Source organism: Metapseudomonas resinovorans DSM 21078, from assembly GCF_000423545.1.
In the GTDB taxonomy this organism is placed as follows: domain Bacteria; phylum Pseudomonadota; class Gammaproteobacteria; order Pseudomonadales; family Pseudomonadaceae; genus Metapseudomonas; species Metapseudomonas resinovorans.
Genome location: NZ_AUIE01000001.1, coordinates 411202 through 434532 on the forward strand (window position 1 = coordinate 411202; position 23331 = coordinate 434532).

The following is a 23331-nucleotide window of genomic DNA, read 5'->3' on the forward strand; positions in this document are numbered from 1 at the left end:
GTTGTAGAAACGGGCAGGCCGTCAGCCGGCCTGTCCATTCGGTAGGTAACAATTGGCGGGGGCACCGGTGCCCCCGCGCTACCCAGTGAGAATGGATGTGAGCAAGCGAGCCTTTAACTTCTGCGCCGGCCCGGCCGCGCTTCCGGAAGCTGTTCTGCAACGCGCCCAGGCGGAACTCCTTGATTGGCAGGGCAAAGGCCTTTCCGTCATGGAAATGAGCCACCGCAGCGACGAGTATGTTGCCATTGCCGAAAAGGCCGAGCAGGACCTGCGCGACCTCCTGTCCATTCCCTCCAATTACAAGGTGCTGTTCCTCCAGGGCGGTGCCAGCCAGCAGTTCGCCGAGATTCCGCTGAACCTGCTGCCGGAAAACGGTGTCGCCGATTACGTCGAAACCGGCATCTGGTCGAAGAAAAGCATCGAAGAGGCCAGCCGCTTCGGCCGCGTCAACGTTGCTGCCAGTGCCAAGGGCTACGACTACTTCGCGATTCCCGGTCAGAACGAGTGGCAGCTGTCGAAAGACGCGGCCTACCTGCACTACGCCTCCAACGAAACCATCGGTGGCCTGCAGTTCGACTGGATTCCGGAGGTGGGCGACGTGCCCCTGGTCGTGGACATGTCCTCGGACATCCTGTCCCGCCCGCTGGACGTTTCCCGCTTCGGCCTGATCTACGCTGGTGCCCAGAAGAACATCGGCCCCAGCGGCCTGGTCGTGGTCATCGTCCGTGAGGACCTGCTCGGACGGGCCCGCGCCAGTTGCCCGACCATGCTCAACTACAAAGTCGCCGCCGATAACGGCTCCATGTACAACACCCCGGCCACCTTCTCCTGGTACCTCTCGGGCCTCGTCTTCGAGTGGCTGAAGGAGCAGGGCGGCGTCGAGGCCATGGAGCAGCGCAACAAGGCGAAGAAGGAATTGCTCTACGGCTACATCGACAAGAGCGATTTCTACACCAACCCGATCGCCCACAATGCCCGCTCCTGGATGAACGTTCCGTTCCGCCTTGCAGACGAGCGCCTGGACAAGGACTTCCTCGTCGGCGCCGACGCCCGTGGCCTGCTGAACCTCAAAGGCCACCGTTCTGTAGGCGGTATGCGCGCCTCCATCTACAACGCCGTCGGCCTCGATGCGGTCGAAGCCCTGGTGGCCTATATGGCGGAGTTCGAGAAGGAGCGCGGCTGATATGTCCGAGCAAGAACTCAAGGCACTGCGCCTGCGCATCGACAGTCTCGACGAGAAGATCCTCGACCTGATCAGCGAGCGCGCTCGCTGCGCCCAGGACGTCGCTCGCGTGAAAATGGCCTCCCTGCCGGAAGGCGAGAAGCCGGTCTTCTACCGTCCAGAGCGCGAGGCCTGGGTCCTCAAGCACATCATGGATCGCAACCAGGGCCCGCTGGACAACGAAGAGATGGCGCGGCTGTTCCGCGAAATCATGTCTTCCTGCCTGGCCCTGGAGCAGCCGCTCAAGGTCGCCTACCTCGGTCCGGAAGGCACTTTCACCCAGGCCGCGGCGCTCAAGCATTTCGGCCACGCGGTGATCAGCTCGCCGATGGCCGCCATCGACGAAGTGTTCCGCGAAGTGGCCGCCGGCGCGGTCAACTTTGGCGTGGTACCGGTAGAGAACTCCACCGAGGGCGCGGTGAACCACACCCTCGACAGCTTCCTCGAACACGACATGGTGATCTGTGGCGAGGTGGAGTTGCGTATCCACCACCACCTGCTGGTGGGCGAAAGCACCAAGACCGACAACATCACCCGCATCTACTCCCACGCCCAATCCCTGGCGCAGTGCCGCAAGTGGCTGGACGCCCATTACCCGAATGTCGAGCGCGTGGCGGTGTCCAGCAACGCCGACGCCGCCAAGCGGGTGAAGAGCGAGTGGAACTCGGCCGCCATTGCCGGTGACATGGCAGCCAGCCTCTACGGCCTGACCAAGCTCTGCGAAAAGATCGAGGACCGCCCGGACAACTCCACGCGCTTCCTTATCATCGGCAGCCAGGAAGTGCCGCCCACCGGCGACGACAAGACGTCGATCATCGTCTCCATGCGCAATAAGCCGGGCGCCCTGCACGAACTCCTGGTGCCGTTCCACAACAATGGCATTGACCTGACCCGCATCGAGACCCGCCCGTCCCGCAGTGGCAAGTGGACCTACGTGTTCTTCATCGACTTCGTAGGCCACCACCGTGATCCGCTGATCAAGGACGTGCTGGAGAAGATCAACCAGGAAGCCGTTGCCCTGAAGGTGCTGGGTTCCTACCCCAAAGCGGTGCTTTGAATTAGCGACGGGCCGTCGCGCTCCAGCCAGGGTTGGGGCGCGCTACGGCGGCCCCTAGCCCGTAGTTGAGGCTGAATCCATGAGCTGTGACTTCCTCGCCCTTGCCCAACCGGGCGTGCAGAAACTTTCGCCCTACGTACCCGGCAAGCCGGTGGATGAGCTGGCCCGCGAGCTGGACCTCGACCCGGCCGGTATCGTCAAGCTGGCCAGTAACGAGAACCCCCTCGGCCCGAGCCCCAAGGCCCTGGAAGCCATTCGCGCCGAACTGGCCGAGCTGACCCGGTACCCGGACGGCAATGGTTTCGAGCTCAAGCGCCGTCTGGCGGAGCGCTGTGGCGTTACCCCGGCCCAGGTCACCCTGGGCAACGGCTCCAATGACATCCTCGATCTCGTTGCCCGTGCCTACCTGGCTCCCGGCCTGAACGCCGTGTTCAGCGAGCACGCCTTCGCCGTCTACCCCATCGCCACCCAGGCCGTGGGCGCTACCGGCAAAGTGGTTCCAGCGGTGAACTACGGCCACGACCTGCCGGCCATGCTGGCCGCCATCGATGCCAACACGCGCGTCGTGTTCATTGCCAACCCGAACAACCCCACCGGGACCTGGTTCGGCCCCCAGGCCTTGGAAGACTTCCTCGCCAAGGTCCCGGAGAGCGTGCTGGTCGTGCTGGACGAGGCCTACATCGAGTACGCCGAAGGCGAAGAGCTGCCTGATGGCCTGAACTACCTGGCCTGTTATCCGAACCTGCTGGTCTCCCGCACCTTCTCCAAGGCCTACGGCCTCGCCTCGTTGCGTGTGGGCTACGGCCTGTCCAGTGCCCAGGTGGCCGACGTGCTGAACCGCGTGCGCCAGCCATTCAATGTCAACAGCCTGGCCCTGGCTGCCGCTTGCGCTGCGCTGGACGATGCCGACTACCTGGCCGAGAGCCGCCGCGTCAACGATGCCGGCATGGCCCAGCTGGAAGAAGGCTTCCGCGCCCTGGGGCTGTCCTGGATTCCCTCCAAGGGCAACTTCATCGCTGTCGACTTCGGCTGCGACGCCGCCCCGATCAACCAGGCCATGCTGCGCGAAGGCGTGATCCTGCGTCCGGTGAGCGGCTACGGCATGCCGACCTTCCTGCGCGTCTCCATCGGCCTGCCGGCAGAGAACGCCCGTTGCCTGGAGGCACTGGCCAAGGTGCTCGGCCGTGGCTGATGTCATGACCCTGAAACAGGGCGCCCCTATCTTCGGGCGCCTGGTGGTGATCGGCCTCGGCCTGATCGGTGGTTCCTTCTCCAAGGGGCTGCGCGAGAAGGGCCTGTTCGCCGAAGTGGTGGGCGTGGACAAGGACCAGGAGTCCTGCCGCATTGCCGTCGAAACCGGCGTGGTCGACCGTTGCGAGAGTGACCTCGCTGCGGCCTGCCGCGGTGCCGACGTTATCCAGCTCGCGGTTCCCATCCTCGCCATGGAAAAGCTCCTCGCTGAACTGGCTTCCCTCGATCTGGGCGACGCTGTGCTGACCGATGTCGGCAGCGCCAAGGGCAACGTGGTGCGCGCGGTGCGTCGGGTTTTCGACGGCATGCCGGCGCGCTTCGTGCCCGGCCACCCTATCGCCGGTTCCGAGAAGAGTGGGGTGGAGGCGGCCAACGCCGGCCTGTTCCGTCGTCACAAGGTCATCCTTACGCCGGTGGAAAACACCGATCCATCCGCCTTGCAGTGCGTCGACCAGCTCTGGCGCGCCCTCGGCGCTGACGTTGAACACATGGAGGTCGAGCACCACGACGAGGTGCTCGCCGCGACCAGCCACCTGCCGCACCTGCTGGCATTCGGTCTGGTCGACTCGCTGGCCAAGCGCAGCGAGAATCTGGAAATCTTCCGATATGCCGCCGGTGGCTTCCGCGACTTCACGCGGATTGCCGGCAGCGACCCGGTGATGTGGCACGACATCTTCCTCGCCAACCGCGACGCCGTGCTACGCATCCTGGACGCATTTCGCGCCGACCTCGACGCCCTGCGCGGCGCGGTCGACGCAGGGGATGGGCATGAACTGCTGGGCGTGTTCACCCGCGCCCGCTTCGCCCGCGAGCATTTCAGCAAAATCCTGGCCCGCAGGGCCTATGTGGACGCCATGCACAACAACGATCTGATTTACCTGGCGCAGCCGGGTGGCAAACTCGCCGGCCGTATCCGCGTACCGGGCGACAAATCCATTTCCCACCGCTCCATCATGCTCGGCTCCCTGGCCGAAGGCACCACAGAAGTCGAAGGCTTCCTCGAGGGCGAAGACGCCCTGGCAACCCTGCAAGCCTTCCGCGACATGGGCGTGGTCATCGAAGGGCCGCACCACGGCCGCGTGACCATCCACGGTGTCGGCCTGCACGGCCTGAAGCCGCCGCCCGGCCCGCTCTATCTGGGTAACTCGGGTACCTCCATGCGCCTGCTCAGCGGCCTGCTGGCAGCGCAGCCGTTCGACACCACCCTGACCGGCGACGCCTCGCTGTCCAAGCGTCCGATGAATCGCGTGGCCAAGCCGCTGCGCGAAATGGGCGCTGTGATCGAGACTGGCGCCGAAGGCCGCCCGCCGCTGACCATCCGTGGCGGCCAGCGCCTCACTGGCATGAACTACGAAATGCCCATGGCCAGCGCCCAGGTGAAATCCTGCCTGCTGCTCGCCGGTCTCTACGCCGCCGGTGAAACCGCGGTCACCGAACCGGCACCGACTCGCGACCACACCGAGCGCATGTTGCAAGGCTTCGGCTACCCGGTGAAGGTGGACGGCAACACCGCCACCGTCGAGAGCGGCCACAAGCTTTCCGCTTCCCGCATCGAAGTGCCCGCCGACATCTCCTCGGCAGCCTTCTTCCTGGTCGCCGCCAGCATTGCCGAAGGCTCCGAACTGGTACTGGAACACGTTGGCATCAACCCGACCCGTACCGGCGTGATCGACATCCTCAAGCTGATGGGCGGCGACATCACCCTGGAAAACCAGCGTGAAGTGGGCGGAGAGCCTGTAGCCGATATCCGTGTGCGCGCAGCCAAGCTGAAGGGCATCGACATCCCTGAAGACCTGGTGCCGCTGGCTATCGACGAGTTCCCCGTGCTCTTCGTCGCGGCTGCCTGTGCCGAAGGCCGTACCGTGCTGCGTGGCGCGGAAGAACTGCGGGTGAAGGAATCCGATCGCATCCAGGTCATGGCCGACGGCCTGCAGGCCCTGGGTGTGAAGGCCGAGCCGACTCCGGACGGCATCGTCATCGAAGGCGGTGTCATGGGCGGTGGCGAAGTCTGGAGCCACGGCGATCACCGTATTGCCATGTCCTTCAGCGTGGCGTCGCTGCGTGCCAGCGCGCCGATCCGCATCCATGACTGCGCCAACGTCGCCACCTCCTTCCCCAATTTCCTCGGTCTCGCGACCCAGTCCGGCATCCGCGTAGCGGAAGAGGGCAAGGCATGAACGCCAACCTGCCCGTAATCGCCATCGACGGGCCCAGCGGCTCCGGCAAGGGCACCGTAGCTGGCCTGCTGGCCAAGCGCCTGGGCTGGCGCCTGCTGGATTCCGGTGCGCTGTATCGCCTGCTGGCATTCGCCGCGCGCAATCACGGGGTCGACCTGACCAACGAGGAATCCCTCAAGGTCCTGGCCGCTCACCTGGACGTGCAGTTCAACGCCAAGACCGGTGGTGGCCAGAGCATCATCCTGGAAGGCGAGGACGTCACCGACATCATCCGCTCCGAGCAGGTGGGCGCCGGCGCCTCCCAGGTCGCTGCACTGCCCGCCGTGCGCGAAGCGCTGCTGCAGCGCCAGCGTGCCTTCCTCGAACCCCCCGGCCTGGTGGCCGATGGTCGCGACATGGGCACCGTGGTCTTCCCCCAGGCGCAGCTGAAGATCTTCCTCACCGCCAGCGCTGAAGAGCGTGCCCGTCGCCGCTACCTGCAGCTCAAGGGCAAGGGCATGGAGGCCGACCTGAGCGCTCTGCTGAAGGAAATCCAGGACCGCGACGAACGCGACAGCCAGCGCTCCGTCGCCCCGCTGAAGCCGGCTCCGGATGCGATCATCCTCGACTCCACCAGCCTCAGCATCGAGGAGGTGCAAGGCAAGATCCTCGAAGCCTTCGCTGCCCTTGGCCTGGACGACTGAGCCCCAGCTGATGCAAAAACGCCGCAGTCATCGACTGCGGCGTTTCTGTTTGTGGGGCAAGGCCATGGAGATGAGTACCTCGGCGATGCTTTACGGCCTGGCTGAAGCGTCAGCCGGGGAAGTGAGAGGGGCCAGTTCCGGCCGCTGTGCATAGCGCTGCGCCAGTACGGCACAGACCATCAGCTGGATCTGATGAAACAGCATCAGCGGAAGAATGAATACGCCGATGCTGCTCCCGGCGAACAGCACCTGCGCCATGGGAACGCCAGTGGCGAGGCTTTTCTTCGAGCCGGCGAAGAGAATGGTGATGCGGTCTTCGAGGTCGAAGCCCAACCATTTACCCAGCAGATGGACGATCAGCAAAACCAACGCCAGCAGCAAGCAGCACCCGGCCACCACGCCCAGCAGCTTCAGGGCCGGAACCTGCTGCCAGAGTCCGCCGATCACCGCTGCACTGAATGCGGTGTAGACCACCAGCAGGATGCTTCCCTGGTCGACGTTCTTCAGCCACCCCTTGTTGCGGGTCACCCAGTTGCCGATCCAGCGGCGGGCGAATTGGCCGGCAATGAAGGGCAACAGCAGCTGGATGCTGATCTTGCGGATAGCCTCGACAGTCGAACCCCCATCCCCGTGAACACCCATCAGCAAGGCGACCAGCACGGGCGTGATGAAAATGCCAATCAGACTGGAAGCGGCGGCACTGCAGACTGCCGCCGGGAGATTGCCGCGCGCCAGTGAGGTGAAGGCAATGGCCGATTGCACGGTGGCGGGCAGGGCGCAGAGATAGAGGAAACCCGCGTAGAGCTCGGTTCCCACCAAGGGCAGAAGCACCGGTTTCAGGGCCAGGCCCAGCAACGGGAACAGGCCGAAGGTGCAAGTGAATACCAGGAGGTGCAGGCGCCAGTGGCCGGCGCCGGTGATCACGGCCTCGCGGGACAGCTTGGCGCCGTGCAGGAAAAAGAGCAGGCCGATCGCGATATTGGTGATCCAGCTGAAGGCCACTGCCAGTTGGCCTTGAGCGGGTAGTAGGGTGGCAGTGGCGACGACGGCGATCAGCGTGAGGGTGAAGTTGTCCGGCAGGAAACGCGAGCGGGCCATGGTGTGAGTCCGGTTATTGTCATTGAGGCTCGGGATACTCTAGCCTTGGTCAGGTATGCCGACTAACGCGATAGGGGCAAGAAATGCCTGAAAACGGACAGGGTGTGTGGCCCGAGCGGCAGGTCCCACGACTCGAAAAACTGCCTCGCCCGCTATTCGCCCGCAATGAGTCGCTGGAGAACGCGGTGGGGACGCCGCGCCATACCCATGCCTGGGTGCAACTGTCCTATGCCATTCGCGGGGTGCTGCATGTGCACACCGCTGAAGGGAGCTTCGTCGCGCCGCCGCAGCGTGCAGTGTGGATACCGGCGGGCGCGGAGCACGAAGTGTTCAGCTCCCCGCATACGGAAATGCGCAGCCTGTACCTGGACGCCGCAGTCACTGGCAGCGGGCTCGACAGCTGCCGGGTGATCGAGATCGACGCCCTTACGCGAGAGCTGATCCGGCGCTTCTGCGAACTGCCGGTGGAATATGACGAGGACGGCCCCGACGGTCGGTTGGCGCAGGTCCTGCTGGATCAGCTGTTGGTGGCCCGCGAGGTCAGCTTGTCCTTGCCGTTACCCAGTGACCCTCGGTTGCTGCGGCTGTGCCGGGCGCTGCAGGAAGCCCCTGACGACGCCCGGACGCTGTTGCAATGGAGCGAGGATATCGGTGCCTCGGAAAAGACCCTGCGGCGTTTGTTCCTGCGTGAAACCGGCCTGACTTTCCGCGTCTGGCGCCAGCGGCTGCGGCTGCATGGCTCGCTGGAAGCGCTGGAGCAGGGGCAGCGAGTCACTGAAGTCGCGCTGGCCTGTGGTTACGATTCCACCTCTGCCTTCATCGCGGCATTCCGACAGCACTTCGGCGTGACGCCGGGGGACTTCTTCCAGTCCTGAACCGGGCATCGACTGTGTGTGGTCCCGGCCGCATTCCTTTTCTCTCCTGCCGACCCCCATTCCACTTCCCCAAGGGCCGACCGACACAACGCCTGGCAGGGCAATTCGGTGTGCGTCACTGTGAGTCCCCGGCATTCTTTCAATCAATGATGCTTGAGCGCACGGGGCGCCCTTCACATAGTGGGGGCGACCACAATCGGGAGAAAGGCGTTGAGCGATTACCAGAGCTTCACCCGCGAAGATCACGATGGCGTTGCCGTGGTGCGTTTCGATCATCCACCGATCAATCTGGTCGATCGCACCATGGTGATCGACCTGCTGCACCTGGCGAAGAGCCTCGAGGGTGACGTTCAGACCAAAGTGGTGATCTTTCGCAGCGATAATCCCGAGTTCTTCCTGGCTCACTATGACCTGGGCAGCCAACTGGATGCCGCGCCGATGGCCTTGCCACCCGGCGTGGCCAGCCCCCTGAGTGGGCTCTTCAGCCGTTTCAGTCGCCTTCCGCAGGTCACCATCGGCGAGCTGCGCGGGCGCGCCCGTGGGGCGGGAAGTGAGTTCCTCCTGGCGCTGGATATGCGGTTTGCTGCTGAAGAAACCGCCGTACTGGGGCAGCCGGAAATTGGCGTGGGGCTATTGCCTGGTGCCGGTGGCACGGTGCGGTTGACTCAAATGCTGGGTAGGGCTCGGGCGCTGGAAGTCTGTCTGGGCGGTGACGACTTCGATGCCAGGCTGGCGGAGCGTTATGGCTGGATCAACCGTGCGTTGCCAGGCGAACAGCTCGGTTCGTTCTGCGATGCACTGGCCCGTCGCATCGCGGGCTTCCCGGCCGGCGGAATTGCCAACGTCAAAGCAGTCGTGGAGCGTGTCAGCAGTGCCGACGACGATGCGCTGGTAGACGAGTCGCAGCGCTTCGTGGCTGACATGCAGGCCCCGGAAACCGTTGAGCGGGTCCGCTGGATGCTGGCGCAAGGCGGCCAGACCCACGGCGTGATGGAGCGTCAACTGGGCACCCTTTTAGGGCGTTACCCGCACCCCTTGAACGAATGATCGGGTCTGTGGCCCGAATGGAATAACGGAATGGCTTTACCGCGATTGCGACATGCCATGCTCCAGACCGCCGCAGGATGGTCTGAGCCTGTGACTCCCATCAATCGGCGGTAGGGGCGTCACTTCACTCGCGAAACGCTGCCCGTCCCGTCCTACGAACTAGAATTTCAGTAAGGCTCCGCGGAGAAGGGCCCCTGGCCGTCGTAGCGGTTTCCCCATCCGCGATTATTCGCGAAGCTTCGGCGGCCCCTTTTAGGGGCGTGAGACATTTCTCCTTCCTGATCACTCGGGGTTGATGCCAGCCGCTTTTTCAGTCCGACAAGCGCGGTATTCCCCGCCGAACGACCGGACGTGATCACCAGGATGGATTGCTCATATCCGCTCTGAGCCGGTTCCAACCGCTCAACAGTCGCGCCGTGCGCGTCCTGTCATCGTGCCAGCTATCAGCGGGGCTCGAACGACCGGAAGGACGCGCAAGGCGTATCCGTTCCAGAGCTAATTGGCGTGGGTTGCCTCACGGCCATGGTTCGCGCAGCGCGCACTTTCGCGTAGCGCGCGAGCCCGACCTTGATGCCGATCAGCAGGGGAGCGGCGATGACAAACAGCAAGGCAACTGCGTTGAACGCTGTGTCGAAGGCAATCACCGTGGATTGGCTCGACACGGCCCGGCCTAGAAGGCTCGTCGCCGCCCGGCCTGCGGCTACTGCATCCATCCCTCTCTCCGTCAGCATGGCGGTCGTGCTTGTCAGGCGCTCGATGACCGCGCTCCCTCCTGCGGTGACGTTCGCGCCGAGGATCACGCCATTGGCGACGACGTTATGGTCGATCAGCGTCTGCAGTGCGGCCACCCCCATAAGGCCGCCAAGCTGGCGCCCCGTATTGAAGAGTCCGATTCCGCAGGCGAGGTTTCGGCTGTCGAGGTTGCTGAAAGCGATCAGGGTGATCGAGAGAAACAGGAAGCCCAGGCCCAGGCCGCGCAAGAGGATGGCGGCCATCATGTCGTCCGTGCCGCTTTCGCTGGTCGAACCGGACAGCATCCACATCGCAACCATGATCATCAGGATTCCAAAGGGCACCGTGGCGAACGGCGGGACCCGGCGCACCTGCATGAGAAAGGCAGAAATGAGGAGCGCGCCGATGAAAAACGCGCCACTCGGCAACAAGAGCTGGCCAGCATCGGTAGGCGTGAACGCGAGGACTGACAGGGCGAATGTTGGAATCAGGAACGCACTCCCGAACAAGGCGGCGCCAGCGACGAAACTGACGATGAAGGCGAAGGAAAAATCGTCCGATCTGAACAGGGTGAAGTCGAGCAGTCCCTTGCCGCTGGCCAACACTTGCTGGCCGAGAAATGCCAGCAGAGCCGCTGTGCCTATCACCGTCAGCCACAGGATGTGAGGCTCCTCGAACCAGTCCCATCGACTGCCCTGGCTGAAGACGTAGGTGAAACAGAACAGGGTGGCCGCGATCAGTGAGAAACCGATCCAGTCGAACGGACGGCGCCGGATACTGGTGGACATCGGGCAGTCGGCGATCAGCAATAGTCCGGCAGCCGCCAGGGCAACCGGCACAATGCTGAAAAAGATCCACGTCCAGGATTGGCTATCGATCAACCACCCTTGAAGCGCTGGTGCAATAGTCGCTGGCGCGACAACGGCCCCCATGGCAAACAGGGCCTGCAGGGTTGGCTGATGGGCACGCGGGTAGGCGAGGAAAAGGATCGTCTGGCCGGCAACCAGCAGGGTGCCGCCGCTGAAGCCCTGCATGATGCGAAGCGCGACCAGCAGGTCCAACCGAGCGGTGATGGCGGCAATGCCACACGCGAGGCCCATGAGCAGGGTGGAGGCGATCATCACGTTACGCGGAGTGAAACGGTTCAACAGCCAGTGAGCGGTCATGAACCCGACAAGCTTGAGCGCGGTGTAGCCGACATCCAGCCACGCGAACTCATCAGGCGTTGCATAGGTGTCGCCGATGATGTCGCTTCGTCCGAGCGACAGAACGGTGCTGGCGATCGCTTCCGTCAGCGTGGCAATCAAAATGCCCGCAATGAGCAGGACTCCGGTCGTCGACCGGCTGTCGTTCGGTGTAGTGAAAGCAACGCTGGTCATGAGCCGCTCCCGCCTGCAACTTCGACGCGTGCGGACAAGCCAGGCACGATGCGCCCCGGCAACGGATTGTCGGCAAAGCGGATCTTTACCGGAACGCGCTGCACGACGCGGACGAAGTTACCTGTTGCGTTGTCTGCGGGAAGCAAGCTGAACGCCGACCCACTCCCAGGCGCAAAGCTGTCGACCACACCTTCGAGTACCCCGCTCGGGTATCCGTCGATGGTGATGCGCACACTCTGGCCGGGCCGGATATGTTCGAGTTGCGTTTCCTTGAAGTTCGCAACGACCCACACATCATTGACCGGCACGATATCGAGCAACGACACGCCCGGCGTCACGAAGCGGCCGATGCGGACCTGGCGGTTACCGATAACGCCATCGATAGGCGCACGGACCACGGTGCTCTCGAGATCGATCTGGGCGAGATCGCGCGCGGCCAGTGCCTGAGACACGGCCGCAACGGCGGCCTCTCGCTGGGCCACCAGGACGACGATGCGTTGCTGCTCCGCCTCTACCGTTGCGGAAGCGGCCGATACGCTGGCCTCGGCGCGCGATCGTGCCGCGTCGCTTTCATCGACGAGCGCTTGGCTGACCGCGTTGCTGCGGATGAGTTTGCGGCTGCGATCGTGGGTCTTGATCGCCAGATTCATCTCGGCCACGGCCGATCGTTTCTGCGCCTCGGCCTGTCGAATCAGGGCACGTTGGAGCTGGGCCTCCGCATCGACATTGGTCAGGCGAGCCTGGGCAGCTATGACATTCGCCGTTGCTTGCGCAAGCCGTGCGCGGTAGTCCCGATCGTCGATCCGGAACAGGACGTCACCCGCCTGGACGGTCTGGTTGTCCGCGACCTCTACCGCGGTGACATAGCCGGCCACCTTGGCGGCGAGCGAGGTGACGTCGCCGCGGACATACGCGTTGTCGGTCGAGGTCGCGCCGCTGGAACGGGCCATGGCCCATCCGGCCGCCACGACCACCACGGCGCCGACGCACAGCAGCACGCCGATCGTCTTTCTCTTGTTTTGCCGCGCCGCTGCGACACCGATCTCGGAGTTTGCGCCGGTGGCAATGGCGACTTTGTCCTCGAGCGATTTCATTTTCTTGTTTCCTGATAATGACCAATGACCTGCAGCAGAGCGGCAGTAACCTGCCGCCGGGCTGTCGAACGTCGATCAGGGCGTTGATCGGATCACTTCGTCGGGTTGATTTGTACGCGGGAGTCTCAGCGGCCCGCTTGGGCTGTCTACCGGCCGAGCCAGTCCTCGAAGCGAATCGCGCCGAGGCGCGGGTTCTTGCCGGGGGTCAGCGATTGATCGTCGAGAATGGAGCCGAAGTAACGGGCGCGCACGTCCGGCACGACCTTGCTCGTGTCCTGCGATGCCCGCAGGAAGCGCCGGATCAGTTCGTCGAGTGGCATGGCCTCGGGCCCGGCGACTTCGACCGAGCCATTGACCGGCGTTTCGAGCACGACATCGGCGAGCGTTGCCGCCACGTCGTCCGACGCCACCGGCTGGATCAGCGCCGGCGACAGGTGAAGCTCCTCGCCGACGATGGCCGACTGCGCAATGCCGCCGACAAACTCGAAGAACTGCGTGGCATGCAGGATGGTGTAAGGAATGCCGGACGCCTTGATCAGGTTCTCCTGCGCGACCTTTGCTCGGAAATAGCCGCTTTCAGGAAGCCGTTCGCTCCCGACGATCGAGAGCGCAACATGATGGCGAACACCCGCGGCCGCTTCGGCAGCCAGCAAATTACGACTCGACGTTTCGAAGAAATCGAGGACGGCCTGGTCCTCCCACGACGGCGCGTTCGCCACGTCGACGACGATCTCGGCGCCCTCCATCGCGTGGGCCAGGCCCGCGCCGGTGAAACTGTTCACGCCCGTGCTGGGGGCGGCTGCGAGTACGTCATGGCCGCGCTCGCGAAGGTTCTTCACAACTTTCGATCCGATGAGGCCGGTGCCTCCAATGACGACGATCTTCATGGGGTCTCTCCGCTTCTCGACGGCAACCATTGCTGTCGGTGTAGAGAGAGGGTGCCTGCACCCCCCTGGGAAGTCCTTGTGCCGGCCTTGAGTTTCCCGTTGGAGAAGCTTGGTTTTTTGTCCAGAACCCACTGCTGGAGCGGCATCCGTCTTGGACGGTGCGGCTTGCCAAGCCCTGCCGTATCATCCATTGCAGAGACCAACCAGCAGTCGCCTCGGACAGGAACGCCAGGGCACTCGTCCAGGGGATACTGACGTTGCAATTCGCGTTTGGAGACTACGTGCTCGATCAGGAGCGCCGGGAATTGACCCGGCGCGGGCAAGTCGTGGCAGTCGGGCCACAGGTCTTCGATCTGTTGCTGCAACTGGTCAGAAGCCGCGATCGCGTGGTCAGCAAGGATGACCTGCTGGAGGCCGTGTGGGGCGGCCGGATCGTCTCGGAATCGACGATCACCAGCCACATCAATGCGGTTCGCAAGGCCATCGGCGATACCGGCGAGGAACAGCGCCTCGTTCGGACAGTCGCCCGCAAGGGCTACCGCTTCGTCGGCGAGATCAGGGCCAGCGAGACCGGGGAAACGCGACAACCCGACCGGCCAGGCGGCGGCGAACTCGCGCCCGTCGACCCCCAGGAAACGCCTCCCTCCGCGCTTGTCCTCCCGGACAAACCCTCCATCACCGTCTTGCCCTTCCAGAACCTGAGTGGCGATCCGGAGCAGGATTATTTCGCCGACGGCGTGGTGGAGGACATCATCGGCGCCCTGTCACGTATCCGCTGGTTGTTCGTCATCGCGCGCAATTCGAGCTTCACCTACAAGGGCCGGGCAGTGGACGTTATGGACGTCGGCCAGGAACTCGGTGTGCGTTACGTGCTGGAAGGTAGCGTGCGCAAGTCCGGGAACAAGGTGCGCATCACCGGACAACTGATCGACGCGACGACCGGGACACATATCTGGGCGGAGCGCTTCGAGGGAACGCTCCACGACATCTTCGAACTGCAGGATCAAATCGCCGAAAGCGTCGTTGGCGCAATCTCGCCGCAGCTCGAGCGGGCGGAAATCGAGCGTGCCAAGCAGAAACCAACGGAAAGCCTGGACGCCTACGACTATTACCTGCGCGGCACCGCGAAGTTGCATAACGGCACCCAGGACGCCATCGAGGAGGCGCTGCGGCTGTTCTACAAGGCCATCGAACTCGATCCGGAATTTGCCTCGGCCTATGGCATGGCCGCCTGGTGCCACTTCTGGCGCAAGTTGAATGGCTGGATGAGTGACCGAACGCTAGAGATCGCCGAAGGCGCTCGGCTTGCACGTCTGGCGGTGGAACTGGGCCGCGATGATGCGGTAGCGCTGACCCGCGGCGGGCATGCGCTGGGACATCTTGCCGGCGATATCGATGGCGGCATAGCGCTGCTCGACAGGGCCCGCCTGCTTAACCCCAACCTCGCCCCGGCCTGGTACCTGGGCGGCATCCTGCGCGCCCTGCGTGGTGAAACAGACACCGCGATCGAGAACCTGACGCACGCCGCTCGGCTGAGTCCGCTGGATCCGGAAATGTTCAGGATGCAGGTAGGGATGGCGCTCGCGCACTTCTTCGCCGGGCGCTTCGATACCGCTGCAGACTGGGCGGAAAAGGCGTTGGGCAATTTGCCCAGCTTGCTGCCTCCCGTGGCCCTGGTGGCGGCCAGTCACGCGCTCGCCGGACGAATGGACAAAGCGCAGCAGGCGATGCAGCGCCTACGCCAGCTGGACCCCTCGTTACGCCTCTCCAACCTGACGGACTGGCTGCCGATCAAGCGGCCTGAGGACCTCGCACTGTTCACCAATGGACTGCGTCTGGCCGGGTTGCCCGAATGACACTGAACCGATTCGCCCGCTCCGATTTCTCACATTAGCTCGGTGTCCCAGCGATTCGTTCGTCTGGGATTGGGGGCCGCGCAAAGAACAACCCGACAAGCATGGACACGTAGGATGGGTTGAGGCACGAAACCCATCGGTGGACTGGATCAGTTTCGCCTTCACGATCAAGCCCCAGGTCCGGCCGCCAGCGAAGCACGCTCGCCGATGAAATCTCGGCGGCCTTGTACATGCTGCGTGAGCTGCAGCAGTTCAGTTCGCTCTGACTCAGCAAGCGTTATCGGTATGGCGGGGTGGCCTGTCTTCATTACCTGCTCCTTCGATGGCGATTTAGATTGCCTGTAAGTGAGCACAGTATGAATAGACGTTTTGACCCACTACACCAGGGTCATAAGATCCCCGGTCGCATCTATAAGAAAGTCGAGCCTCCAACTGATTGGAGTGATTTCTCTTGGTTGTTTTTCGTGGCTGACGCGAGTCCTCTGCGTTGCGAGAAGTCTTGTCTGGTAAAAAATGATTATTGGTTGTTATTTTCCTACGTATCTTGGCTGTGCCTTTGTGGTTATTTTACCGGCGGCTGTAGGAATTTTCTTTAATTCTGCTAAAGGCTCGAAAATCATCTGAGTTGGGTTGTTTGGTTGGTTTTGCGAGTATATAAAACCGCTCGTTGGTGTCAGGTCGTAATGAAAGGCTTGGTACTGATTCGATTGGTAAGTCGCTTGAAGTCGCTTTTTAGCTCTAGGGCGGTTATGTCTTTCGAATAAAAAGTTATGTGTCGTGCATGGCTTTTCGATTTGTTCAGTGGGGTCGTGGTTGATTCGGCTTCGTGGACATTCGATTGATTTGCTCAACTCTACGCCTCAAGGAGTCATTTCCCTATGTTGAAAAGAACGCTACTCGGCGCTGCTGTTGCCTCGGCCCTCTTTGCTGGAGCTGCTACTGCGGGTGTCGTCGCAATTACTTCGAGCCCCTCTCTGGAAGCTAACTCGCCGGGTGCGCTCGAACAGTACGCGTCGCCGCAAGTCAACTACAAGGCGGGTCTGAGCGTTGAAAGTGGTGCCGGTCTTGAGAGCGCTGCCGCGAACATTACCTTGGCTCAGGAGATCTTCGGTAACAAGTCAGAAGAGTCCACCTTTGAGCTTCCTAGTGTCACGTATGTTATCGATCCGACCAAAGCCGCAATGGCTGAAGAAGGTCACACAGTCAAGCTGACCCTGGGTCGAACCGTCGTGCGGTTCGCCAAGGCTGTTACGCCAAACCAGATCCAGATTGCAGGTTTGGCTGAGGGTACAGGCTTCACTATTGCCACCGGTAGTGGCTCCTCGGATAACGTACTTGAGCTGCGTTTGAATCGGGAGGGTGCGGATCAAGTCAAGCGATCCCATACCATCCATTTTAACTTCCGTACGCCTAGCAGTCTGGATGGCACGCCGGCTAAGGTCACCAATATGCGTGCCCCACTCCAGGGTGACGCAACCTTTGTATCGGGCTCTTGGAACCCGAAGGTCAGCTTGCTTGAGGATCCGCTGAACGAGTTGCGATTCGAGGTAACGGTCTCTGCGCAGTTCGATACCACTACCGGCACAGTGGGGGGGGATCCGGCAAATAATGACTCTGCCGAGCCCCTGAAGATCTTCACGTCTCTTCCGGCCGTTTACTGGGATGTGCTGAGCACAAATCAGTACGGGCAGCACCGTGTTCTGCATCCGCTGGATCTGAACAATCAGGATCGGTCTTTCGATGCCAGCGTCTCCGTCGGTAGTGCCAACAGCGCGTCTTATGGCAGCAACTATGCTCGCCTTGGTGCAGTAAGGCTCGGCATCAATAAGGATGTATTGAACGAGGCTGGTCGTACCGTCTTTGGTTTTGCAGGCGGTGACAAGGTTGCTAGTACTTTGACTGGTAACTTCAGTGGCATCAGTGACGTTGGTATTACTTCCCAGACCTGCGAAGAGTTTGCTGCGGCCCCGAGCGCTGCCGTCAAGTACTGGAACGCTGCTGCCATTAAGGCAGCCTTGGATGGGCAGGGAAATGCAACACTGCCGGTCAGCTTCGATAATGCCAATATCAACCAGGTCTACAACGTCTGTGTGAAAGCCTCCGGGTCTGTGCCCATGCAGGCATTGCAGCGGTTCGATGTGGGTGACCTGAAGGTCGATTTCGAGAACGTTCGATATGTGGATCGAACCATTCCAGGCAACCGACTCGATGAGTTCTGGAAGAACAGCTGCGTAGCCAGCCTGTTCAACCTGCCAAGTTCCAGCGTGTCTGACCAGTTTTTCATTCGTCTGACCAACACTAGCGATGATGGTCGCAATGGCAAAGTACGCGGCATTCTGTTCGACCAGAACGGCAAACGCTATCCGGCTACCGGCAGCAGTTATCTGGTTGATAGCACCGGCAAGACTGAGCTCAAGGCGCATGAAACGGGCGTCTATACCGTGACCGAAGTCGCCAAGGCATTTGGTGTCGATGGTTCCAGTTGGAATGGCGTTAACGGCAGAGCGCGTCTCGTGCTCGAGGGCGAGTTTCCAACTTGTGAAGCGCTGGGTCTGATCCGCTCCGCCAATGGCACGATCACTAATATGACGTCCACCACTCAAGGAAACTTCAACGAAGACGGCTCCTCTACCTCTGAGAACCACAAGGCAGGTAACAATCGCAACTAAGTTGCTAAAAGGGAGGCGATCTTAGATCGCCTCCATCTTTTTTTTGGGTATGGAGGTAGGTCGTTACATTGTGTTTGCTCTGTTTTTTTTGTTTGAAGGGATTTTCTAGGGTGAATTTTGTGCGAGTGTGAGTATGCGTGTACTGGTAACAGGGGGTGCTGGATTCATCGGTTCTCACGTGCTGGTGGATCTAGTGCGCCAAGGAGCGCATGTCGTTGTGCTTGATAATTTGAAAAATAGCTCTGTCAAGTCAGTGTTGCGGGTTGAAAGAATCACCGGGGCCTCCATTCGTTTAGTCGTAGGTGATGTTCGAGATCAAAGTCTTATAGAGAACCTGCTGCTTGGGGAGGAGATTGACTCCGTTATTCATCTGGCGGGATTGAAGGCGGTTGGTGAGAGTTGCGAGATACCCCTTGGGTATTATGAGAATAACGTCCAGGCGGCGGTTTCTCTTTTAAGGGCTATGGAGAATTGCCAGGTCTTTAATTTGGTATTTAGCTCGTCTGCGACTGTGTATCGAATGCCTACGCCATTACCTCTTTCAGAAGACTCTCGCGTGGGTAAGTGCAGTAGTCCTTATGGTCGGAGCAAACTCATGGTTGAAAGCATGCTCCGTGATCTTTCCCATGCTGATCGTCGTTGGTCAGTTGCGTTGCTGCGTTACTTCAATCCGATCGGTGCACATGAAAGCGGACTTATCGGAGATGACCCAAATGGGATTCCCGATAACCTGCTTCCGTTCGTAGCTCAGGTTGCAATTGGGCGTCTAGGAAAGTTGGTCATCCATGGCGGCGATTATCCCACTGCCGATGGTACTGGCGTCAGGGACTATGTCCATGTGTGTGACCTCGCATCCGGACACGTCAAGGCTCTCGACTACCTGGAGCGCCACACCGGTTGTCATACTTGGAACCTTGGGACTGGCATCGGATACTCTGTCTTGGAGGTTGTCGCGGCTTTTGAGCGTGTGTCTGGTAAGCGCATTCCGTATGAGATATCGGCGCGTCGCTCGGGCGACGTGGCAGCCTGTTGGGCGGACGTTTCTAAGGCCAATCGCGAGCTTGGCTGGAAGGCGGTGCGCGGGTTGGATTGCATGGTTGCTGATGCGTGGCGCTGGCAGTCCAAGAATCCTAGTGGCTACGCGTGAACGCTTCGTCTTCAGAGCGAGAGGTTCCGTTCCACCGATTGGCGCTCGTATCCAATCAGGCCTTTTCACTATGCAATTTCCGTAGTGACTTCATCCGCGAAGTTGTCAGCAGAGGAGTACAGGTATACGCATTAGCGCCGGACTACGATGCTGAGACGCGAAGCCGGGTAGAAGCGCTAGGTGCTATCCCTGTTTCATTCGCACTCTCGCGAGCGAGTATGAATCCTGCGCGGGAACTTCTAATTGTCCTGAAACTGATGCGCAAGTTTTCGGAGCTGAACGTGGACGCAGTCTTCAGCTTCTTCATCAAGCCTGTTATTTATGGCGGAATTGCTGCTTGGCTCGCCGGCATTCCGTTGCGTTACTCAATGATCGAAGGTGCGGGATATGTATACTCGGGCGGCGGACGCGATTCTATTCTTCGCCTCTTTCTTCGGCATATCGTCACTCGAGCGATTAGGTTGAGCCTTGGCTTATCCCGGCGTGTTTTCCTTTTGAATCAGGATGACTTCAACCTGTTCATCACACCGAAAATGGCGCGCTCCGGCAAAGTGGTGGTACTTCCCGGCATAGGTGTTGACCTTGACTACTTCTCCCTAAGCCCGGCCGTGCAGGTGCCTATCACTTTCGTCCTGGTCGCGCGTTTGCTCAAGGAAAAGGGGGTCTATGACTTCGTGGCGGCTGCTCGCCTCGTGAGATCGAGGAACAAGTTCGTACGTTTCCTGATCGTAGGAGGTATCGACCAGCACCCCAGTGCAGTTCCCTACGCAGAGATCAGACAGTGGGTTGATGAGGGCCTGATACAGTGGCCCGGCCATGTTGCAGACGTAAAGAGCTGGGTAAGAAATGCCAGTGTATTCGTCCTCCCGTCGTATTACCGGGAAGGGCTGCCGAGAAGTACTCAGGAGGCCATGTCACTGGGAAAGCCGATCATCACCACGGATTGGATTGGCTGTCGAGAAACCGTCATGGATGGTGTGAACGGATTCTTGGTTCCGGTCAGGGACCCGACAAGTTTGGCTGCAGCCATGTTCAGGTTCATCGAGCGGCCAGCCCTAATCAACAGCATGGGTGCAGCCAGTCGTTGCCTTGCCGAACAGCGCTACGACGTTTCAGTCATCAACAGCACGGTTTTGTCGGCGCTGTAGTTTTTATCTTCGTAGGCGAATCCTATGCGAATACATGAACCCGCGCTCGTTGCTAGCGGAATCAGCAAGTGCTTTCGGGCTTATCAGTCTTCCCGGCATCGCTTACTGCAAGCCCTGTTTGGTCAGCGACGAAAGCTCTATGACGAGTTCTGGGCATTGCAGGACGTTGACTTCCGGGTGTCTCGCGGTGAGGTCGTAGGCATCATTGGGCGCAATGGATCAGGGAAGTCTACGCTGCTTCAAATTCTGGCCGGCACGCTGCGGCCCACTAGCGGCCAAGTTGCCCGTTCAGGTCGCGTTGCTGCCTTGCTTGAGTTAGGGGCGGGGTTCAATCCTGATTACAGCGGGCGAGAGAACATCCTGTTCAATGCGCGGCTGCTGGGTCTAACTAACCAGGAAATCATGGAAAAGCTCGAGGCCATCATCCGCTTCGCCGATATCGGAACTTTCATAGATCGGCCGGTCAAGACTTATTCCAGTGGAATGTTCGTGCGCCTGGCCTTTGCCATCAGTGCTCATGTGGACGCTGAGCTACTGATCATTGACGAGGCTCTGGCAGTGGGTGATGCGGCGTTTCAATTCAAATGTCTCACCAGGCTCGAACAGTTGCTCCAGCAAGGTGTCACCGTTTTGCTGGTGTCCCACGATGTCCAAATGATCAAGAGCTATTGCAGTCGGGCGGTGTATCTGCGTGATGGGATCGTAATGTTCGATGGCGATTGCCAGATGGCAACCGAACTCTACCTTCGCGACAGCGTCGAAACCGATCGCGCTGAACTGGCCTCTGGGCGCATGCAGTCGTCGAAGGCACTGGGTTGTGATGGTATTGGCTATGGCAATGGACTGGGTCATATCGATTTGGTCCGGATGGGCGTGGGAAGCCAGGTACGCGACTACTTCGAGTCCGGGGAGCGGATCTGGATCGAGTTACAGGCCTATGTGGGCGTCCCTGTATCTGTTCCCAAGATCACGCTGACCATTCGTGACCAGCGTGGCTACAACTTGTACGGCGTAAGCAACCTGTTGCTAGGCACCCCATTGAGTGTCGAGCCGGATGGCAGCATACGCACGCGCATCAGCTTTAACTGCGATCTACAGGCGGGTGAATACGCGGTGACTCTTCGCTTGGAGCGATCCTTGTCCGAGTCACTTTGCGAGCTACTGGACAAACAAGTGAGCGCGGCCACGTTTACCGTCATGAATCCCCGCAAGCATTTCGACGCCGTGGTCAATCTGCATGGCGCCTTCGAACCCATCACCTCATTGACTGCATGCGGGACGTCATTGTGAAGTCTTCCAGCCCGACAGCCGTTACGCTGGTTTTCGTCGTCCATGGTGGCGAGCTAGAAGTCAAGGCAGCCATATTGGCGGCATCGCTGCGCAAGGTGTTTGGCTTTTCAATCACTATTCTTGCCGCCTTGCCTGTTTCGTCTTCATCATGGGGCGACTTGAGCGATGCATCCCGACGCCTTTACCGACGTCTATCTATTCCCCTGATACCGATCGAGAACCCTTTCGGCACCCGCTATCCCATCGGCAATAAGTTCGCAGCGCTGGCGCTTGGGCCGGAAAGTGGGCACACGCTGTTTCTCGACAGTGACATGATTTGCCTGAGGGCGTTCGACTTAGAGCTCTTCTGCAACGTCGATGCCGCCCTCAAGCCCGCAGACATGGCACTCGTGCCGAGCGAACTAGGCTATTGGCGCTTCCTCTACGCAATTGCCGGGCTGGAACTGCCTGATAATCGCGTCGTGACGACGTGTACCGAAGAAGTAATACCGGCGTACTTCAACGCTGGGTTCATTCTGGTACGTAATGCCAGGAGTTTCTCCCGACGTTGGTTGGAGATTGCAGAGCAAATCGATGGCGATGCAACCATAAGCCACAAAATGCCTTGGCTGGACCAGTTGGCACTACCGGTCGCCTTGAAAGCAGAGCGATATCGCACTCGCATACTGGGTGAACGGTTCAATTACCCTCTTCACATCAAGACGTTACCGGCTGATGGGGTGTTGCCGTTCTTGTGTCACTACCACGACTTTGGTTCACTGGTTCGTGAGCCCGAGGTGCGCGCCAGTCTGACTACGTTGCTGTCTACCTTCCCTGAACTGCGAGAAGTAGCGTCCGCAAACGGTGACTGCCATCTTTCACAGCTCCAGCCTTATTTCCCACGACCGCATGCCGGGGCTCGCGAGCCCATCCCTGCAACGCACGCCGATCTGGTCCTGACTGGTATTCCTCGTAGTGGGACGAGCTACCTCTGTCGCCTGCTTTCGGAACTGCCGGACACCGTCGTACTCAATGAGCCGCCCCAGGCACTCGACCTGTTGAACGCCACTCCTGCGCCCTGGGCGTTGCCGCGCTACTACGCAGAATTGCGGCGCGACATCCTGTCTGGGAAACCGGTGCCGAACAAGCATGTGGACGGGCAACTGATTGACGATACTGCTCGTGGAGTCGACCAGTCCTCGGATTACTTCCCCTCTGTGTCCGGTCCGTCGTTTCGCCTGGCAACCAAGAACACGCTGGGCTACCTGTCGCGTCTGCGGCTGATTCGCAAGGTAATGCCCAAGGCAACGTTCATTGTGTCTATCCGACATCCCTACGACACCTTGAGTTCTTGGTCGAGCACGTTCCAACACCTGCGCTACGCCGACATCGCGAGTCAGCCGTTGGGAAATCCCGATGACCCTTGCCTAACAGGTTGGCAGCGCAAAGCACTGCTGGCCATCATCGCCACTGAGAGTTTGCCGGTTCGGCGTGCACTGTGGTGGCGATACTTGGCATTGCAGGTCGAGGACGCGGCGGACTTTGCCCAGGTGTTGCGGTACGAAGACCTGGTTGAGGCCCCAGGTAGCACGCTTGAGGCATGCCTACGCAGTCGTATCACGGTTTCTTCGAAGCCAAGGGCCTGGGGCAAAGGGCTTGCGCTCGACGAACAAGACCTCGTGGCAAGCATCGTCCACGATGTCGCGGAACGCTTCAACTACAGCCTGTAATACCAGGAGG

17 protein-coding genes are annotated in these 23331 nt (G+C 60.7%); 13 read left to right on the forward strand and 4 right to left on the reverse strand.

Features of this window, described 5'->3' with window-relative positions:
• Positions 1-97 precede the first annotated feature (97 nt).
• From serC to cmk, 5 genes are all read left to right on the forward strand, one after another.
• Positions 98-1183: a 3-phosphoserine/phosphohydroxythreonine transaminase gene (gene serC / locus G559_RS0101890; RefSeq protein ID WP_028626623.1), complete on the forward strand. Its 1086-nt coding sequence runs from the start codon at positions 98-100 to the stop codon at positions 1181-1183.
• 1 nt (position 1184) lies between these two features.
• On the forward strand, positions 1185-2279 hold the full coding sequence (pheA, locus tag G559_RS0101895) for a prephenate dehydratase (protein WP_028626624.1): 1095 nt from the start codon (positions 1185-1187) through the stop codon (positions 2277-2279).
• Between the two features lie 79 nt (positions 2280-2358).
• Positions 2359-3471 (forward strand): histidinol-phosphate transaminase, encoded by a 1113-nt coding sequence (gene hisC / locus G559_RS0101900; RefSeq protein WP_028626625.1) that lies wholly within the window; start codon positions 2359-2361, stop codon positions 3469-3471.
• Between the two features lie 4 nt (positions 3472-3475).
• Positions 3476-5707, forward strand: coding sequence for a bifunctional prephenate dehydrogenase/3-phosphoshikimate 1-carboxyvinyltransferase (locus G559_RS0101905; RefSeq protein ID WP_036996729.1), 2232 nt, complete (start codon positions 3476-3478; stop codon positions 5705-5707).
• A complete protein-coding gene (cmk, locus tag G559_RS0101910) occupies positions 5704-6390 on the forward strand; it encodes a (d)CMP kinase (protein WP_028626627.1) in 687 nt (228 codons plus the stop codon). Before G559_RS0101905 ends, cmk begins: the two co-directional genes overlap by 4 nt.
• A gap of 90 nt (positions 6391-6480) precedes the next feature.
• On the opposite strand, the gene G559_RS0101915 is transcribed toward cmk, so the two are convergent.
• Positions 6481-7488 (reverse strand): bile acid:sodium symporter family protein, encoded by a 1008-nt coding sequence (locus G559_RS0101915; RefSeq protein WP_028626628.1) that lies wholly within the window; start codon positions 7486-7488, stop codon positions 6481-6483.
• An 83-nt stretch (positions 7489-7571) separates the two neighbouring features.
• On the opposite strand from G559_RS0101915, the gene G559_RS0101920 reads away from it, so the two are divergent.
• Both G559_RS0101920 and G559_RS28350 read left to right on the forward strand, forming a co-directional pair.
• Entirely contained in the window at positions 7572-8363 is a 792-nt protein-coding gene (locus tag G559_RS0101920; RefSeq protein ID WP_028626629.1) for an AraC family transcriptional regulator, read from the forward strand.
• A gap of 210 nt (positions 8364-8573) precedes the next feature.
• The gene (locus G559_RS28350; protein WP_051246331.1) at positions 8574-9410 is read left to right on the forward strand and encodes an enoyl-CoA hydratase/isomerase family protein; all 837 of its coding nucleotides are present in this window, start codon (positions 8574-8576) and stop codon (positions 9408-9410) included.
• A gap of 443 nt (positions 9411-9853) precedes the next feature.
• Here the strand turns inward: G559_RS28350 and G559_RS28355 are convergent, their stop codons facing one another.
• The 3 genes from G559_RS28355 to G559_RS0101940 form a co-directional block, all read right to left on the reverse strand.
• Complete coding sequence (locus tag G559_RS28355) at positions 9854-11521, reverse strand: DHA2 family efflux MFS transporter permease subunit (RefSeq protein ID WP_051246332.1); 1668 nt, start codon at positions 11519-11521, stop codon at positions 9854-9856.
• On the reverse strand, positions 11518-12615 hold the full coding sequence (locus G559_RS0101935) for an HlyD family secretion protein (RefSeq protein ID WP_028626630.1): 1098 nt from the start codon (positions 12613-12615) through the stop codon (positions 11518-11520). Before G559_RS0101935 ends, G559_RS28355 begins: the two co-directional genes overlap by 4 nt.
• A gap of 146 nt (positions 12616-12761) precedes the next feature.
• Positions 12762-13502, reverse strand: a complete 741-nt coding sequence (locus G559_RS0101940; RefSeq protein WP_028626631.1) for an SDR family oxidoreductase — start codon at positions 13500-13502, stop codon at positions 12762-12764.
• Positions 13503-13759: 257 nt separating this feature from the next.
• Between G559_RS0101940 and G559_RS0101945 the strand changes: the two genes are divergently transcribed.
• The 6 genes from G559_RS0101945 to G559_RS0101975 all read left to right on the forward strand — a co-directional run bounded on the left by G559_RS0101945 (position 13760) and on the right by G559_RS0101975 (position 23321).
• Entirely contained in the window at positions 13760-15358 is a 1599-nt protein-coding gene (locus G559_RS0101945) for a winged helix-turn-helix domain-containing protein (RefSeq protein WP_028626632.1), read from the forward strand.
• An 878-nt stretch (positions 15359-16236) separates the two neighbouring features.
• Positions 16237-18027, forward strand: a complete 1791-nt coding sequence (locus G559_RS0101955; RefSeq protein WP_028626633.1) for a hypothetical protein — start codon at positions 16237-16239, stop codon at positions 18025-18027.
• 133 nt (positions 18028-18160) lie between these two features.
• Complete coding sequence (gene galE, locus G559_RS29685; RefSeq protein ID WP_211228776.1) at positions 18161-19174, forward strand: UDP-glucose 4-epimerase GalE; 1014 nt, start codon at positions 18161-18163, stop codon at positions 19172-19174.
• A gap of 218 nt (positions 19175-19392) precedes the next feature.
• Positions 19393-20322, forward strand: coding sequence for a glycosyltransferase family 4 protein (locus G559_RS0101965; protein ID WP_028626634.1), 930 nt, complete (start codon positions 19393-19395; stop codon positions 20320-20322).
• 24 nt (positions 20323-20346) lie between these two features.
• Positions 20347-21612 carry an ABC transporter ATP-binding protein gene (locus G559_RS0101970; RefSeq protein ID WP_028626635.1) on the forward strand — a complete coding sequence of 422 codons (1266 nt, stop codon included), beginning with the start codon at positions 20347-20349 and terminating at the stop codon, positions 21610-21612.
• Complete coding sequence (locus G559_RS0101975) at positions 21594-23321, forward strand: sulfotransferase (RefSeq protein WP_081667885.1); 1728 nt, start codon at positions 21594-21596, stop codon at positions 23319-23321. Before G559_RS0101970 ends, G559_RS0101975 begins: the two co-directional genes overlap by 19 nt.
• The last annotated feature ends 10 nt before the right edge of the window (positions 23322-23331 follow it).